The organism is Ideonella flava (assembly GCF_051857595.1).
Lineage (GTDB): Bacteria > Pseudomonadota > Gammaproteobacteria > Burkholderiales > Burkholderiaceae_C > Ideonella.
Genome location: NZ_JBPZHD010000005.1, coordinates 344,801 through 360,747, shown reverse-complemented (window position 1 = coordinate 360,747; position 15,947 = coordinate 344,801). Strand labels below are relative to the sequence as shown.

Here is a 15,947-nt window from a genome sequence, read left to right as displayed (position 1 = left end):
GACATGAGCAGCAACTACACACGCCGCAGCAAGGATGCACTTGCACGCCGCGTCGCCCAGGACATCCACGACGGCGCCTACGTCAATCTCGGCATCGGCATGCCCACGCTGGTCGCCAACCACATCCCCGTGGGCATGGAGGTCGTGCTCCACAGCGAGAACGGCATCCTTGGCATGGGGCCGGCTCCGGCGCAAGGCGATGAAGACTATGACCTCATCAATGCCGGCAAGCAACCCGTGACGCTGCTTGCAGGTGGAGCGTACTTCCACCACGCCGACAGCTTCGCCATGATGCGCGGAGGCCACCTCGACATCTGTGTGCTGGGCGCATTTCAGGTTTCTGCCACCGGTGACTTGGCCAACTGGAGCACTGGCGAAGCCGGGGCCATTCCTGCCGTCGGTGGAGCCATGGACCTGGCCATCGGCGCGAAGCAGACCTGGGTGATGATGGATCTGCTGACCAAGCAGGGCCAGAGCAAGATCGTCGAACGCTGCAGCTACCCGCTGACCGGCATCGGCTGCGTCAAGCGCATCTATTCCGATCTGTGCACGCTGGCATGCACCTCGCAAGGCCTGGTTCTCATCGATCTCGTTGAAGGCCTTTCGATGACCGAACTCGAGTCGCTGATCGGCCTGCCCATCGCCAAACCCACCCACGCGTGATCCGATGACTCAAGCCTTCATCTGTGATGCCGTCCGGACGCCGTTCGGGCGGTACGGTGGTGCGTTGTCCTCGGTTCGGGCGGACGATCTGGGGGCGGTGCCGCTCAGGGCGCTCGTGGCGCGGAACGCCAAGGTCGATTGGCATGCTGTGGCCGACGTGATCTTCGGTTGTGCCAATCAGGCCGGTGAAGACAACCGCAATGTGGCCCGCATGTCTGCACTGCTGGCCGGGCTGCCGATCGAGGTACCCGGGTCGACAGTCAATCGTCTCTGCGGCTCCGGGATGGACGCCGTCGGCACGGCTGCACGGGCCATTCGGTCCGGTGAGGCGGATGTGATGATTGCCGGTGGCGTCGAGAGCATGAGCCGGGCGCCCTTCGTGATGCCGAAGGCCGAATCGGCCTTCAGCCGCAGCAATGCGGTCTATGACACGACGATCGGTTGGCGCTTCGTCAACCGGGCGATGAAGGAAATGTATGGCGTCGACTCGATGCCGGAAACGGCAGAGAACGTGGCCGCTGATTTCCGTATCGAACGCGACGCTCAGGATCGGATGGCCTTGGCCAGTCAACTCAAGGCAGTCGCCGCACAGAAGGCGGGCTTCTTCGATGCCGAGATCACGCCCGTTTCGATTGCTCAGAAGAAGGGCGAACCGATTGTTGTCGCCAAGGATGAGCATCCGCGCGAAACCAGCCTGGATGCGCTGGCGAGGCTCAAGGGGGTGGTGCGCCCCGACGGAACCGTGACCGCCGGGAACGCCTCAGGGGTCAACGATGGCGCCTGCGCGCTCTTGCTTGCCAGCGAGTCGGCCGCTGCAAGGCATGGCCTGACGCCACGCGCGCGCGTGGTCGGAATGGCGACGGCGGGTGTTCCGCCCCGAATCATGGGTTTCGGTCCCGCGCCAGCAACCCGCAAGGTCCTGCAACTGACCGGCTTGACGCTCGATCAGATCGACGTCATCGAGCTGAACGAGGCCTTCGCTTCGCAGGGGCTCGCCGTTCTGAGGGATCTTGGATTGCAAGACGACGATCCTCGAGTGAACCCGAACGGTGGTGCCATCGCGCTCGGCCACCCGTTGGGCGCCAGCGGTGCGCGGTTGGTCACGACGGCGGTCAATCAACTGCACCGCTCGGGGGGGCGCTTTGCGCTTTGCACGATGTGCATCGGAGTTGGGCAGGGAATTGCCGTCGTGTTGGAGCGTGCCTAGAGCCAGAGGAGTGCATGGGCAAATGAGCAAGCAGCTTCAGGTCCTGTACGACGAGCATCGCTCCCTGCAGTTGCCGGTAGCGCTGCAGGTCGGCCTGGATCGTGATCAAGCGCCACATCGCCTCGATCTGCGCACGTAAGCTGGCTTCGGCGATGGCCGCGACGACCAGGTTCGAGCTCAAGGTCAGGTGGGTCGCCTCAACGTTCCGGCGTTGGCTGTCTTCCTGTGCCGGCAGCGATTCGACTTGGCCCCGGTTCAGGCCGAACAGAGCCGCCAAGGTCTGCGACGCGGCGAGCCCGCGGGCGCGCCGCAAGTAGAAGGGGCCCGCGCAGCCGGCTCTGCCAAACGACAAGTTTTTCGCAGTTCCGAGGGACCTTACAGACGGTTGCCCTGGCACTGCCCAGGCCACCGCCCGGTTGCGACCTATGCTGTCCAGCAGCCGGCTTCCTCCCTCGAATCTCGCGCGTTAGACGCGAACGCATTGAGAGATGGAGTTGCCGGTTGGCGCGGGATCGGACGGCCACGTCGAACGAGGTGGCAAGTGGCACGCCACGTCCATCCAGAACGCATGTTCAGCCGGGTTCAGACGGCTGGAGCCATGCGCTCCCGAATTTGAACGATTGGCACAACGAACAAGGATCGCCTCATCATGAAGTTCAGCCTGAAGCTTGCCCCACAGGTCCTTCTCCTGGAACCGTCAGACGTGGGTGGCCCGCGACAAGGCCTGACTTCGCGCCGTCACTTCATCCTGGGCTTGGGTTCGATAGGCCTCGCGGGGTGCGGCGGCCCGAGCAGTGGCACGGGCGCCGGCGACGGCGGCCCGGGTTCTCCGGGGGGCTCCACGCCGCCCGAAGGATTCGTCCATCCCGGCTTGCTGCACACCGAGGCCGACTTCGATCGCATGAAGGCGAAGGTGGCGGCCAAGGAGGCGCCGTGGATCGACGGCTGGGAGGTACTGCAGGCGAGCGCCTATGCCAACCCGGACTGGAAGCCCGAGCCCCGGCCGATCATCTACGCCCATCAGCCGGGCTTCAGCGACAACGCCCAATACCTGCAATGGGACGTCACGGCGGCCTACCAGAACGCATTGGTCTGGAAGATCACCGGCGACACCGCCGCGGCCGACTGCGCAGTGCGCATCATGAATGCCTGGTCATCCACGCTCACCGAAATCGCCGTCCAGAACGGCGCCTACGACGGGTACCTCGTCGCGGGCCTTCAAGGCTACCAGTTCGCCAACGTGGGGGAACTGATGCGCGGCTACGCCGGCCTGAGCGCCACGGACTTCACTGCCTTCCAGGCCATGATGCTCAACGTGTTCCAGCCCATGAACGGCGGTGGGGTCGGCGATACGCCCTGGGCGATCAACGACTCGGTGTCCGTTTTCTCCAATTGGGGCCTGTGCGCCATGGCGGCATCGCTGGCAACCGGGGTTCTTTGCGACAACCAGAAGATCGTCGATGCCGTGATCGACTATTTCAAGTCCGGCTTGGGCAATGGCGCCATCAACATGATGACCTACTACCTGCATCCCGGCTTCATGGGCCAGACGCAGGAGTCCGGACGCGACCAGGGCCACAACTCGCTCAGCGTGGCCCTGGCGAGCCTGCTGTGCGAAATGGCCTGGAACCAGGGCATCGACCTCTACGGGTATGACAACAACCGCGTGCTGTCGGCGTGCGAATACGTGGCCAAGGGCAATCTCATCGAGAGCGGATCCAACTTCTACGAGGTACCGTTCGTCACTTATCAAAACACCACCGGGTTCGCCACCGGCGGCCAGGGAGCGGCCCGCGCTGCATGGGCGCAGATCTACAACCACTACGTGAACAGGCGAGGGCTTGCCGCGCCGTTTTCCGAGATGTTCGCGAAGAAGGTCGCTCCCGAACCCGGGCCCGCCTTCCGGGCAGGCGGGGGCGCCCAGGATCAGCCGGGTCTCGGCACGTTGACCTTCAGCCGCGACCCGATCGCCGCCGGCTCGCCACCCAGCGGGCTGGTCGCGCTGACCAGCGGCAGCGACATCGTGCTGTCCTGGTGGGGTACCGCCTATGCCAGCAGCTACACGGTCAAGCGGGCGACCCAAGCGGGCGGCCCGTACACCGTCGTGGCAACCGGCATCTCGGAACTGCGCACCTGGACGGACGCCAGCCCCGCCCCGGGCATTTACTACTACGTGGTGACCGCGCAGACGCCCTCCGGCGAGTCGGCCCGCTCGAACGAGGCCATGGGCATGGCGGGCACGTACCTGCAGGCTCGTTGGCCCTTCGACGAAGGCCAGGGTACGTCGGCACGCGACGGCAACAGCAACGGCAACAGGGTCCAGCTGATCGGCGGCGCCGGATGGGGAACGGGTCGCTCGGGAGGGAGCGCATTGCAGCTGGCTGGAGGTGGCGCCTGTGCCGCGCTGCCGGCCGATATCCTGTCCGACGTGGCCGACTTCAGCATCACGGCCTGGGTCAATTGGACTGGCGGCCAGACGTGGGAGCGCATCTTCGACCTCGGTGCCGACCGCAACCACTACATGTTTCTCACGCCTCGCGGAGGCAATGGTGTCGTCCGCTTCGAGTGCACGCTGACCCAAAACGGCCCGTTCTTTCGCATCGATGGCCGTCAGGAGCTTCCCCGCGGCCAATGGACGCATGTCGCCGTCACGCTGTCCGGGACGACGCTCACGCTCTTCGTCAACGGAGTCGCGGTGGGCAGCAACGGCGATGTGTTCATCAACCCATTCCAGCTGCGCCACACGACGCAGAACTGGATCGGGAAGTCGCAGTGGCCGAACGATCCCACGTTCAACGGGCTCGTCCAGGACTTCAGGATCTATCGCGGCGCGCTGACGGCGTCGCAGGTGGCCGCCATGGCGGCGTCCTGACCGCCGCGAACCGGGACGGAGCACCGCCCCGGGGCATTGCCCCACAGGGTGCGGCATGGCACTGGTGGCCGCACCGGTCTGGTCATCGAGCTGCGCCAGTCGAGGTACGTCGACAACCTGGTCGAGCAGGACCACCGAGCAATCAAGCGGCGAACGCGGCCGATGATGGGGCGCACCGCGCAGTCGCGAGCGTTGGTCGCCGCTGTGGCGAACATTCGAGAAGGCGCTGGACGGCGCTTCGCAGCGCTACGCCCTGACCGTCCTGAAGATCCACCGGCCTGCGCCTGCGCTTGGCGCACGCAGCTGCCGATAAAGGGCATCGATCCGTCGCACCAAGGCACCCACGTGCGCTGCGACAAGCCGAGGCGCTGAGTGACAGCTTGTCAGAGTGATCGTCCTGCAGCGCGGCTAGCGTCCTTCGAAGGCCAAGACTGGCCTCTGCTTGCCGGCCTTCAGCGCCTCCACCGCAGAATGCAGGCCACGCTCGACGTCGCGTGTCTCGAACAGGGGCATCGCGATGTCGAGCATCGCCTGGTCGGCCGAGGCCGCGCCGCCCAGCGCCCAGGCGCGCAGGCGCGCAGCAGCGCCTTGTGGGCAGCGTACGCACGGGTTGGGCCTTGCGCCACTTGCAGAACCGGCAGCGAAGCTCGCGCACGTCGGCGCCCGGCCACGCCATGATGTCTCCCCCCAGGCAGAAGTCTTCCCCTTCGGCGTGCACCAGGACGGCGCGTGTCTGACCGCGCTCGATCGCGGTGACAGCCGCGTCCAGCTCTTCGATCATCTGGTCGTCCAGGCGATTCTGTGGCGGCCGGTCGAGGGTGATGGTGGCGACGTGGCTGTCGATCGAGACGGTGAGGTGGGACATGGGAGATTTCCTTGATCTGGCGGCCGGTCAGGCCAGCTGCTGCTCGAACCACTCGATCGCGGCCGTGCTCGCCGCGTCGAACTTGGACAGGTACGGTGCAAAGTGGCCGCCCTCGATCGTCACCAGCCGCTTCGGCTGCAGCGCTTTCTCGTAGGCGGCGAGTTCGAGGTCGGTCAGGGTGATCGTGTCGTGCGTTGCCACGACCATGAGCAGAGGCGTGGGTGCAGCGGCCTGCCAGGCGGCCGCACCGTCCAGGAAGCCATGAATGAAGACAAGGGCAGGGCCTTGCGGCCGATGGACCGCCGCCATGGAGATCTCCGGGTCAGAGGGAAGAAGCGGTCAGCGCGTCGCGCCCGAGGTGGACCATTCCGTGGAATCGACTTCCGACGGGAACTCGAAGGCGGAGCGGTTCAGCGCATGCGCCTGCGGCAGCGTGGCCATGTTGACGACGAACTCGCCGGTGTCGCGGATGTTGACGAAGGTGTCTTTCAACGTCGTGCCGTCCGAGCGGGGCTGCAGCGACAGCGACACCATCGGCGGCTTGCGTCCGACCGCCGTGAAGAACGAGATCGGCGCGAGGTTGGCGACGCCCCCCGTCGACTGGGTGCTCACCCAGGCGATCGCGCGAGGCAGGATCGAGCCGATGAGCAGCTTGTAGGCGGAAGCGGGGTTCAGCGTGGCGGAGTCGATGATCATGGCGGTGGCCTGGGTCAGCTGGTTCGGCGCGCGACCATGAGCCGGGCGGTGAGGGTCTGCACGACGTCGCCGCGCTGGTTGAAGGTGTTCGATCGCATCACGACCAAGCCCCGATCGGGCCGCGACCGCGAAGGCACCAGCTCCAGCACTTCGCTGTCCACTCGAAGCTGGTCGCCCGGGCGGGTGGGTGCCTTCCATTCGATGTGTCCGCCGGCTCCTATGATCCCGTTGGCCAAGCTCGGCCCGCTGGTGACCAACAGGCGCATCGTGATGGCGGCGGTGTGCCACCCGCTGGCGGCCAGGCCACCGAACGGCGTGCCGCGCGCCGCCGCATCGTCGAGGTGGAAGGGCTGCGGGTCGTACTCCGACGCGAAGCGCTGGATCTCGCAATCCGTCACCGTGTAGGTGCCGGTCGCGAAGGTGTCGCCGACACGCAGGTCGTCGAAGAAGAGAAGCTGCTGACCCATTCGCTTGTCCTTTGCGGTTGAGGGTTGCTGGCACGGTCGAGATCCGTGCGATGAACTCTAGGGACGACGAGTGCGACGAGTAAGCAGCGTCGCCTCAAAGCGCCTTTTCGCCTTCGACAAAAGTCCGCCGCCCCGCCGCGCGGATCGTTTCAGTCCCCGCAATTGCCATTTGGCGTGCAGCTGCTTTTTCCCGGGCGGCGCCGCTCCTAGATTGGCGGCAAAGCAAACCCCCAACCGGAGACGACCATGACGCACCTGAACAGCCCGTCGCAGAACGCCCAGTTCCACATTCGGTTCCGGTCGCTCTTCAACGAAGGACGCGCCCTGGCCTTTCCCTGCAACGCACAGGGCCAGGTCGATATCGACGGCCTGAGCGAACGCGGGCGGCACAACTACCTCTTCGCCCGGGCCATGGTCGGCCGCGAATTCGCGACGCCGAACGTCCGGCTGTCGTGATCCGGCACACGACCCCTCGACATCCCTCCTGCAGCAAAGGAAATTCCATGGACAAGCGTCTCCTCGTATTGGCCAGCGGCATGTTCGCGATTGGCACGGACAGCTTCGTCGTCGCGGGCGTTCTGGGCCAGGTCGCATCCTCGCTCGGCGTCAGCGTGGCCTTGGCCGGACAGATGGTCACGGTCTATGCGCTCGGCTATGCGCTGTTGTCGCCCGTCATCGCCGCGGCGGCCGCCCATTGGCCGCGCAAGCGCCTGCTGCTGGCTGGCCTGGTGATCTTCGTGATCGGCAATGTGATCACCGCCGTGGCCCCCAGCATCGGGCTGGTGCTTGCAAGCAGGTTGCTGGCCGCCCTGGGTGCTGCCATGTTCAGCCCGACCGCCACCGCGGCCGGCGCGTCGTTGGTGCCTCCGGAGCAGCGTGGTCGCGCGTTGGCCATCGTCGTCGCCGGCTTGTCCAGTGCCACCGCGCTTGGCGCGCCGCTGGGCACCTTCATCGGCGGCTGGCTCGACTGGCGCGCGACGATGTGGTTCGTGTCGGCCATCGGTGCGCTGGCCGCGGTGGGCGTGGCCTGGCGCCTGCCGCTGATCCCGACCCCGCCGGCCGTCAGCCTCGCCAAGCGCCTCGCGCCGCTGACCGACGCCCGGGTGCTGCTGACGCTGGCCACGACCTGGCTGGTGTACGCGGGCCTCTTCACTGTCTATACCTACATCGGTTCCAGCTTCGACCGCGCGACCGGCGGAGACGGACGGGTGCTGGCCGGACTGCTGCTGCTGTGGGGTGCGGCTGCCACGGTCGGCAACCTGGCCGCAGGCAAGCTGACCGACCGTTTCGGCAGCCGCTTCATCATCAACGCGTCAATCGCCGTCGCGGCGCTGGACTTTGCGTTGCTGCCCTGGAGCTCCGCGTCGCTCATCACCGCCGTGCCCGCGCTCATCGTCTGGGGCCTGTGCGGCTGGGGCCTGGTCGTGCCGCAGCAGCACCGCCTGATCAGCATCGCGCCGTCCGCGGCCCCGCTGCTGCTGGGGCTGAACTCGGCAGCGCTGTATGTCGGTGTCTCGATGTCGGGCGTCATCGGTGGGGCGGCCATCGCCCTGGTCGATCGCCATTCGCTGGGGCTGATCGGCGCCATCTTCATCGTCGTGGCGCTGTTCGTGGCCGAGCAAGCCCAGCGCCGCATCGTCCGGCCGCAACAGCTTGCGGGCAGCGCAAGCGCAGGCGCGGCTTGATCCGCTCTTCTCTCATCCCTCAACCCACAGGAAGGATCCCGATGACTCAACGATTCGACTACATGCAGGTCGCGCCTGCCGGCCTGAAGGGCTTCGGCAGTGTCCACGGCTACGTGGCGCAAAGCGGGCTGTCTCCGGCGCTGATCGAGCTCGTCTACTTGCGCGTGTCCCAGATCAACAACTGCGCCTACTGCCTCGGCTCGCACACGCGCGAGCTGCTGAAGCACGGGGAAGAGATCGAGAAACTGGCCCTGCTGCAAGCATGGGCGGAGGCAGGTGACCTCTTCGACGAACGCGAGCGCGCAGCGCTGGCCTGGGCCGAGACCGTCACGCGGGTGGCGCAGACCGGCGTGCCCGACGGAGACTACCAGGCGGCTCGCGATGCGTTCAACGAGCGCGAGTTGACGGATCTCACGATCGCGATCAGCCTCATGAATGCCTACAACCGCATGGCGATCAGCTTTCGCAAGACGCCGCAGGCCGGTGCCTGAGTCAACGGATGGAATGGGCCGGGGCCGGTGGATCGCCGGCCCCGGCCCTAGACCAGGTTGATCTCGGCCTCGATGTTGCCGCGCGTGGCTTTGGAATAGGGGCAGGTCTGGTGCGCGGTGTCGACCAGCTGGCGCGCGAGGCCGGCCTCGACTCCGGGCATCGAGACGTTCAGGCGGGCCTGCAGGTGGTAGCCGGTCGCTCTCTGGACGAGGTCGACCTCGGTATCTACTGCCAGGTCCTTCGGCAGCGGCACCTTCAGATCCTGCGCGGCCTTGCCGATCGCGCCGATGAAACAGGCAGACCATCCCGCCGCGAACAGCTGCTCGGGGTTGGTGCCTTGCCCGGGCGCGCCGGGGAACGTCAGTCGCACGTCGAGCCGGCCATCGGTGCTGCGCGGCGAGCCGTTGCGGCCCCCGATGGTGCGGGTCTTGCCCGTGTAGATGACTTGCTGGGACTGAGACATGTGAACTCTCCGAACGGTTGATTGAGTGAACAAAAGGCTCGCCGCGGTGAAGGCAGTGCCGTCGATCAATGTAGGTATCGGTCTCCGCCCGAAAAAGAGCGGTCCGCCGCAAATGCTTGTTGCGGGGAATGGAAAGCCGCCTGGCGGCCGGGAGCAGCCTCGGCCGAAGGTGAAGCCGTAGGCTTGCACGCCGGCGCCGAGGCTCGAGGAACTCGATCTCGAACAGCGCCGCGTCTCGGGGCACTCGACGACGCACGAGCTGAACTGGCGCTACGCATCCATGCCCTTGGCCTTGCGCGCTGTTTGGGGGCGAAGGGCCGGATCCACCTTTGCGGGGCCTTCTTTTTCCGAGCGGGCATGCCCTCCAGAGACACCGGCTGCGCGATCGGCCCCATCTCCGGTGGTTGCTTCACGGCCATCGTCGCGCCGGATGGGCGCCGATCGGCGAGCCGTTGCGCATCGGTGAGGACGAGGTGATCGCGGACCTCGATTTCGCGCTCATCGACCGACGCAAGCAGATGATGGATTCGCGCGGCCACTACAGCCGGCCCGAGCTGCTGAGCCTTCTGATCGACCGCACGCCGGCGATCCACCTCCACGACGTCCCCTCTCGATCCATCTCGCTCATGCGCTCGGCGCACAAAGCCTAGTCATGCACACCTCCATCCCCTCGTTCAGCAAACGCCTCGTGGCGTGGGCCAGCGCCGCGGTGCTCGGCGCCGCACTCGCCGCCACGAACGCCAACGCAGCCGAGAGCAACGCGGCGGCTGCGAGAACCGAACTGACTGCACCTGCAGCGCTCGAGCATGGAGACATCGTCGTCAACGGCGTTCGGCTGCACCACATCGCCGAAGGCCAGGGCGAGCCGGTGCTGTTGCTGCACGGCTGGCCGCAGAGTGCCTTCGCATGGCGCCATGTGCGACCGCTTCTGGTGAAGTCGGGCCGGCGTGTCTATGCCGTCGAGTACCGCGTCCCTGGCCCCGTCGGTCAGGCGTGCTGCCGGTCCGCCAGCAGCACGGCGCGTCGCAGGCGATCGATGCCGCGGTCGCGCACCCCCAGCCGCTCTAGGGCGAGCAGCGTCGCATCGAAATACTCCCTGGAGCTTCCCAACTGACCGCGCCCGGTGCGGATGAGGTCCACGACCGTGGGCATCGGCTGCTGGCCGATGTAGCGGTCGATGCCGCGGTTGGCCACGAAGGTGAGCGCGGCTAAGCTGGCCCCTCCCGCACGCACGCGCACCCAGCGCGCGTTGTAGGAGCCGGCCAGCATCTCCCGGCGCCAGAGCAGGCGGGACTCCACCTCGACCTTGTCCGCAGCGATGCGAAAGAGCACCCCTTGGCAGGCTCCGCCGCGGTCCAGCGCCAGCATCACGCCCGGCGCCTCGGCGCATCCACGGCCGATGAGCAGCCGAAGGCAGAAGCGCCGGTGCCAGCCGTGGAGGCAGCCCCGTCGCACGTCCGCGGCGTCCATCGCCGGATTCCACATCAGCGATCCGTATCCGAAGACGTGAAGGTCATCGCCCGGTGCGTGATGGCGCAGGGCTTCCGCGCGGGTGCTTTCCAGCTCACCGTCGCTGCGCAGGCGCACGCCCGGAGGCGGGTTGGCGCGCCAGGCTTCCAGCAGGCTCCCCTCGGCCAGGCGGCGCCGTGTTCCTTCGTAGTCGCCGGCGGTCATCGGCAGATCCAGGCAAGGCGTGGCCATGGTCAGTGGGCTCCGCCGGCATCCACCGGTGCCGCACTGCGCGAGGGCCGCGTGCACCAGACCACGGCGATCAGCGCCGCGAAGAGCACCGCGGAGCCGAGGAACATGTCCTCGGCCGCGCGGGTGAACGCCTGCTGGTCGATGAACCGGTTCAGCAGCGCCGCCGCGTGCCGGGGGTCGAGGCCGAGCGCCCCCAGCGCGGCGAGGCCCTGCGTTGCATCGGGGCTGGCGCGGGTGAGGAACTCCGCGGCACCCTGGATGAAGGTGGTCATGGCGATGGCTCCGAGGCGGTGGGCTTGAATGGCAGGGTCAGGCGGAGGCATGGCCGCCGCCGAGGGCGTGGCCCAGCAGGGCTTGCGAGTCGAGCGCGCGCCTTCAGGTCGCAGTCGGGAGAGGACGTTCGATTCGGCCATCGCGATGGCGAGGATCAGGGTGACATGGGTGATGAACCGACCGGACCTTTTCATGGGTGCTGCACCTTGAATGCGAGTGCAGCCACTCTAGGAATCGGCCGCAGTGCGAAAAAGAGCCTGCAGGCCAATACGTCTTTGGCGCGCCGACAAAGATCGCCACCATCGTTGGCGGGTGAACTGCAAAAAGTCATTTGCGCTCGGTCCGCTTTCTCGTTCGACACCCGGTCCATAGAGTTCGCTCCATCAGTGGGACGGCGATCCCAAGGCCACCGTCGCGCTCACCGGTGGTCGCCCTGTTGCTGTTTAATTCCCCAACTCGCCCGAAGACGGAGCTCCCACATGGACCGCATTGCCGCGATGAACGCCTTTGTCCGGGTCGTCGAAGCAGGCTCGTTCACCAAGGCGGCCGACACGCTGGACCTGCCGAACGCGACGGTCACGCGCCTGATCCAGGGCCTCGAGCAGGACCTGAAGGTGCGTCTGCTGCACAGGACGACTCGCTCGGTCACCGTCACGCCGGAGGGCGCGACGTACTACGAGCGCGTCGTGCGCTTGCTCGCCGACCTGGCGGACATCGAATCCACCACCACGCTGACCCAGGGCAAACCGTCAGGGCGGGTGCGAGTCGAAGCGCCGGCGGCGATCGGGACGAGTGTCATCGTCCCGGCGCTGGGCGAGTTCTACCGCAACTATCCCGATGTCCAGGTCGACCTGGGCATCGGCAACCGGCGATCGGACCTGGTGGCCGAAGGGGTCGACTGCGCGATACGCGCCGGCGAGATCAACGAGCAGCTCATCGTCGCGCGTCGGATCGGGGCGTTCCGCTTCACGACCTGCGCCGCGCCGGCGTTGCTCGATGCCCAAGGGGCGCCGCAGACGCCTGCGGACCTCGACCGATGGCCGACAATCGGGTTGATTTCGGCTCGCACGGGCCGCCCGCTACCGTTTCGCTATGTCGAAGGGGAAAGCACCTCCACCTCCGACCTGTCGCTCGGCCACAAGCTCATCCTGAGCGATACCAACTCCTACGTTGCCGCCGGCTTGGCGGGCCTTGGAATCATCCAGGCGCCGTCCTACGCCGTGCACGAGGCCATCCAGCAGGGGCGGCTCGTGGCCCTGCTGAAGGACTGGAGGGCGCCGACCATCCCGGTGAATGTGCTGTATGCCCCGAATCGCTATCTGAGCGCCAAGGTCAGGGTCTTCATCGATTGGGCGGTGGAGCTCTTCGCGAGCAACCCGTGCCTGCGCAGCGGTTGAGGGCCATTGGCGTGACCCTCGAGCGTGACCGTGGGCGGCCGGTGGCGGGCTCGGTCGGCGGGCGCGACCATCGCACACGCCATTGGACGCGCCATCGGTCCTCCGGTGCGCCCGATGCCCGGCTGGGCGTTTGCGGCGTGGAGGATCGGGATGGCCACTACGAAGGCGATGGCCGCTGCGGTTCGCAAGGCTTGCATGGTGCGTTCCTTCGTCGGCTCTCAGCGAACCACGGGCTGCGAAGCCGGCTGAGCGACCGACATCGCCTCGCCGCGCTCGTGGTCGATCTGCTGCACGCGTCGGGCGAACTCCGCAGAGGCGCGCATGGCGTCGTAGCGGGCGACGGCGGCGTTGGACCGGGCGCTGAAGGCCCCGGGCTCGTCGCGGTTGTCCAGCTCGGCCAGGGCGGAGCGAGGCCAGACCTCGAGCTTCGCGATCACCTCGGCGCGGCTGCGTGACGTGACGCTGTAGGCGTTGGCGCCATCAAACTGGCCCCGGGAGTCATTGCCGTGGTCCTTGGCGATGGCGAGGGAGGTGCCCGCGAAGAGCAGGGCGGCGATGGCGATCAGCTTGATCTTCATGACTCGTTGCTTTGCGGTGAAGTTGCAGGGGAGAGCGGGATGGGGGCCGCTTCAGGGAGCACCCCGTGCCGCGACGCACCGCTGCGTCACATTGTCAGCACGGCGCGGACCTCTTCGGCTGTCTGCTTGGGCCGCTGCAGGTGGGGGTAGTGGCCCAGGCCCGGCAGGACCCTGAACGCCGCCTGCGACTTCCGGGCGAACTCGGCGCCCATCTCCGGCTTGATGTAGAGGTCCTTCTCTCCCCAGACGACGCGGATGGGCGTCCTGAGCCGGCTGATGTTCGCTTCGAGCTCGTTCTGGTCGCGGGTGAACTGGGAGTAGTAGTGGTAGAAGGCGTCGGCCGAAGTCATGCTGCCCTGGTTCCAGCCCTTGAACATGTCGGCCTCGAGCTCGGCCGGGATGTCGAACTGCTCTTCCTTGGCGAGGCCGCGCCGGTAGGCGTTCTTCAGGATCTCTTCGCTCGTCTTGTTCATGTAGGCGCGCGTGGCTTCCGCCGACGCCTTCACCTTCAGGCTCTGCAGGCTGGGGTACATGTACTGGGGCCGGTCGAGCGGCGCGAAGTCGCCGACGACGATGGACTTGGCGATGCCCGGGTCGTCGAGCGCTGCGAGGAGGGCCGGCAGCGCGCCGATGTCGGTGGCGTAGATGACGAGCTTCGAGCGGTCGATGCCCGCGGCGCGGATGTACTGACTGAGAACCGAGGCGTAGTCCTTCGGCGCGTAGCCGAACTGCTCGGCCGGTGGCCGCGACGACAGACCGTAGCCCGGCCAGTCGAAAGCGTGGACCTCGTAGTCCTTGCCCAGGTCGAGCGAGATCTCCTTCCACGCGTAGGCCGTCTCGGGAAACCCGTGCAGGAACAGGACGACGCCCTTGGGGTGCGCCGGCCTCACCACCAGGTGGCGCAGCTGCATGCCCGAGCCGATGTCCACGAAGCCCGCCTTGGCCCCGGGGGGCACCGGGTCGCTGGGAAGCGAAGCGCAGCCTGGCAGCGCCAGCAGGCCCAGTGACACCGAGGCCGCGAGCAGCGCCCGCTTCGAGGCGTCGTGCAGGCAGGCAGAGACCGGATCGCGAACGAGAGGCGTCTTCATGAGGGCTCCTGGTGGATGGCGCGACATTGCGTTGGCGGCAATTTAGGCGTCGTCCATCGCAGGAGTAAGCGGTCCGGCCTCAAATGGTCTTTGCCGGTCTCGCAAAGATGGGCCTGACCGCCGATTGTGCTGAGCCTGTCCACGAGCGTGCTCGACCTGACTCGCTTGGCCACCGACAGCAACTCGCGAAAAGACAGCTCCTTGTCGACGAGAGCGCCGCTTGCCCTGACATGGATGGCTAAGCGAAGGTGTCGGCCATCAAAGCGCGGAACCAGGTCTGCATCTGGTCGAAGTTGTCGCGGCTCCAGCCGACGGAGGCACCTGTAGCATTTGCCACCGGCACCATCACCCTCGTGGACGGGTCGTACTGGAACACGGCCTCCAGCCAGGAGGCCTCCTTCATCGTGATGGTCGAGAAGCAGGCCGAGTTCGTCACCGGCGCGGGGTCGGCCGCGTAGCCACCGAATGAACGCACGATGGCATCGGCGCACACCTTGGCCTCCTGGTTGGCGATGTGGCCGGCCTTGGGTTGGGTGGTGGCGCTGGAGTCGCCGATGACGTGGATGCCCGCTGCCGCCGTGCTCTCGTAGCTCAGCACGTCCACCGCGGCAAATCTTCCCTCGGTGGCGTTGGCCAGCCCGGTCTCGCTGACGATGGGCGCGCAGCGCTGGCGCGGTATCAGGTTGATCACGTCGCCGTGAACGTTGCCCGTGGTGGTCTGCAGCGTCATCGTGGCGGCATCGGCCGACAGCACCTCCGTCTGGGTCCGGTACTCGATGACATCGGCGTGCAGGCCGAAGAAGGCCTGGCTGAAGTTGTCCTTCTCGGTCACGAAATCCGGGTTCGCGTCCAGCACCAGGAGCTTGGCCTGGGGCTTGTTCACCTTGAGCCAGTCGGCCAGCAGGCAGGCCCGCTCGTAGGGCCCGGGCGGGCATCGGTACGGAACCTTCGGTATGGTCAGCACCGCCACTGCGTTCGACGCCATGGACTGCAGTTGCTGCCTCAGCAACGTGGTCTGCGGGCCGGCCTTCCAGGCGTGCGGCATGGCGTTGGGGTCCGTGAGGCCCGGAACGGGGTCGAAGGCGATGCCGGGAGCCAGGACGATGCGATCGGCGCCCAGGACGGTGCCGCTGGCCAGTCGCACGCTGAGCGTGGCGGGGTCCACCGCGAGCACGTCGTCGATCACCACATTGACGCCATAGACCTGCTTCAACCGGGAATAGCTGTAGCGCAGGTCGGCGATCTGTCGCTGGCCGGTCAGCACCAGGCTGCTCATGATGCAGCTCGTGTAGCGTGGGACGCGCTCGATCAGTGTCACCGCGATACGGTCGCCCCAGAGGCGAAGGTACTTGGCCAGCGTCGCGCCGGCCATGCCGCCACCGATGACGATGACGTGCTTGCGCGGCCTGGCAGCGTTCGCGCCGGGCCAGGCGGCCATGCCGAGGGTGCCGGCTGCTGCCAGCAGCAACTCCCGGCGCTTGATGGACGTGTTGGTCATGG

General features: G+C 66.8%; 17 protein-coding genes and 2 pseudogenes. 9 read left to right on the top strand and 10 right to left on the bottom strand.

What is annotated here, in order from left to right; translation table 11 throughout:
• Positions 1-3 precede the first annotated feature (3 nt).
• From ACS5PM_RS13200 to ACS5PM_RS13185, 4 genes and pseudogenes are all read left to right on the top strand, one after another.
• Positions 4-663: a 3-oxoacid CoA-transferase subunit B gene (locus ACS5PM_RS13200; protein WP_439388091.1), complete on the top strand. Its 660-nt coding sequence runs from the start codon at positions 4-6 to the stop codon at positions 661-663.
• A 4-nt stretch (positions 664-667) separates the two neighbouring features.
• Entirely contained in the window at positions 668-1,870 is a 1,203-nt protein-coding gene (gene pcaF / locus ACS5PM_RS13195) for a 3-oxoadipyl-CoA thiolase (RefSeq protein ID WP_439388090.1), read from the top strand.
• A gap of 871 nt (positions 1,871-2,741) precedes the next feature.
• On the top strand, positions 2,742-4,742 hold the full coding sequence (locus ACS5PM_RS13190; RefSeq protein ID WP_439388089.1) for a LamG-like jellyroll fold domain-containing protein: 2,001 nt from the start codon (positions 2,742-2,744) through the stop codon (positions 4,740-4,742).
• An 84-nt stretch (positions 4,743-4,826) separates the two neighbouring features.
• A pseudogene (locus tag ACS5PM_RS13185) lies at positions 4,827-4,913 on the top strand (IS6 family transposase); the annotation flags it as partial.
• On the opposite strand, the gene ACS5PM_RS13180 reads toward ACS5PM_RS13185, so the two are convergent.
• The 4 genes from ACS5PM_RS13180 to ACS5PM_RS13165 form a co-directional block, all read right to left on the bottom strand.
• Complete coding sequence (locus ACS5PM_RS13180; protein WP_439388212.1) at positions 4,885-5,523, bottom strand: hypothetical protein; 639 nt, start codon at positions 5,521-5,523, stop codon at positions 4,885-4,887. The pseudogene ACS5PM_RS13185 and the gene ACS5PM_RS13180 overlap by 29 nt on opposite strands.
• Positions 5,524-5,634: 111 nt before the next feature.
• Positions 5,635-5,916, bottom strand: a complete 282-nt coding sequence (locus ACS5PM_RS13175; protein ID WP_439388088.1) for an alpha/beta hydrolase family protein — start codon at positions 5,914-5,916, stop codon at positions 5,635-5,637.
• A 30-nt stretch (positions 5,917-5,946) separates the two neighbouring features.
• Positions 5,947-6,303, bottom strand: coding sequence for a flavin reductase family protein (locus ACS5PM_RS13170; protein WP_439388087.1), 357 nt, complete (start codon positions 6,301-6,303; stop codon positions 5,947-5,949).
• Between the two features lie 14 nt (positions 6,304-6,317).
• Positions 6,318-6,770, bottom strand: a complete 453-nt coding sequence (locus ACS5PM_RS13165) for a MaoC family dehydratase (RefSeq protein WP_439388086.1) — start codon at positions 6,768-6,770, stop codon at positions 6,318-6,320.
• Positions 6,771-7,016: 246 nt separating this feature from the next.
• Between ACS5PM_RS13165 and ACS5PM_RS13160 the strand changes: the two genes are divergently transcribed.
• Genes ACS5PM_RS13160 through ACS5PM_RS13150 form a run of 3 tightly spaced genes read left to right on the top strand, consistent with a single transcriptional unit; the run spans position 7,017 to position 8,946 of the window.
• Positions 7,017-7,226 (top strand): hypothetical protein, encoded by a 210-nt coding sequence (locus ACS5PM_RS13160; RefSeq protein ID WP_439388085.1) that lies wholly within the window; start codon positions 7,017-7,019, stop codon positions 7,224-7,226.
• A gap of 47 nt (positions 7,227-7,273) precedes the next feature.
• Positions 7,274-8,455, top strand: coding sequence for an MFS transporter (locus ACS5PM_RS13155; protein WP_439388084.1), 1,182 nt, complete (start codon positions 7,274-7,276; stop codon positions 8,453-8,455).
• Between the two features lie 41 nt (positions 8,456-8,496).
• Positions 8,497-8,946 carry a carboxymuconolactone decarboxylase family protein gene (locus ACS5PM_RS13150; protein WP_439388083.1) on the top strand — a complete coding sequence of 150 codons (450 nt, stop codon included), beginning with the start codon at positions 8,497-8,499 and terminating at the stop codon, positions 8,944-8,946.
• A gap of 47 nt (positions 8,947-8,993) precedes the next feature.
• Here the strand turns inward: ACS5PM_RS13150 and ACS5PM_RS13145 are convergent, their stop codons facing one another.
• Positions 8,994-9,410, bottom strand: coding sequence for an organic hydroperoxide resistance protein (locus ACS5PM_RS13145; RefSeq protein WP_439388082.1), 417 nt, complete (start codon positions 9,408-9,410; stop codon positions 8,994-8,996).
• Between the two features lie 384 nt (positions 9,411-9,794).
• Between ACS5PM_RS13145 and ACS5PM_RS13140 the strand changes: the two are divergent.
• Positions 9,795-10,060: pseudogene (locus tag ACS5PM_RS13140) on the top strand (aliphatic nitrilase); the annotation flags it as partial.
• A gap of 337 nt (positions 10,061-10,397) precedes the next feature.
• On the opposite strand, the gene ACS5PM_RS13135 reads toward ACS5PM_RS13140, so the two are convergent.
• Positions 10,398-11,111, bottom strand: a complete 714-nt coding sequence (locus ACS5PM_RS13135) for a gamma-glutamylcyclotransferase (protein ID WP_439388081.1) — start codon at positions 11,109-11,111, stop codon at positions 10,398-10,400.
• Between the two features lie 2 nt (positions 11,112-11,113).
• Positions 11,114-11,578 carry a hypothetical protein gene (locus tag ACS5PM_RS13130; protein ID WP_439388080.1) on the bottom strand — a complete coding sequence of 155 codons (465 nt, stop codon included), beginning with the start codon at positions 11,576-11,578 and terminating at the stop codon, positions 11,114-11,116.
• 285 nt (positions 11,579-11,863) lie between these two features.
• On the opposite strand from ACS5PM_RS13130, the gene ACS5PM_RS13125 reads away from it, so the two are divergent.
• Positions 11,864-12,781, top strand: coding sequence for a LysR family transcriptional regulator (locus ACS5PM_RS13125; protein WP_439388079.1), 918 nt, complete (start codon positions 11,864-11,866; stop codon positions 12,779-12,781).
• A gap of 218 nt (positions 12,782-12,999) precedes the next feature.
• Here the strand turns inward: ACS5PM_RS13125 and ACS5PM_RS13120 are convergent, their stop codons facing one another.
• The 3 genes from ACS5PM_RS13120 to ACS5PM_RS13110 form a co-directional block, all read right to left on the bottom strand.
• Positions 13,000-13,359 carry a hypothetical protein gene (locus ACS5PM_RS13120; RefSeq protein ID WP_439388078.1) on the bottom strand — a complete coding sequence of 120 codons (360 nt, stop codon included), beginning with the start codon at positions 13,357-13,359 and terminating at the stop codon, positions 13,000-13,002.
• A gap of 86 nt (positions 13,360-13,445) precedes the next feature.
• Positions 13,446-14,447 carry an alpha/beta fold hydrolase gene (locus ACS5PM_RS13115; RefSeq protein WP_439388077.1) on the bottom strand — a complete coding sequence of 334 codons (1,002 nt, stop codon included), beginning with the start codon at positions 14,445-14,447 and terminating at the stop codon, positions 13,446-13,448.
• Between the two features lie 238 nt (positions 14,448-14,685).
• Entirely contained in the window at positions 14,686-15,945 is a 1,260-nt protein-coding gene (locus ACS5PM_RS13110) for an FAD-dependent oxidoreductase (RefSeq protein ID WP_439388076.1), read from the bottom strand.
• Between the last annotated feature and the right edge of the window lie 2 nt (positions 15,946-15,947).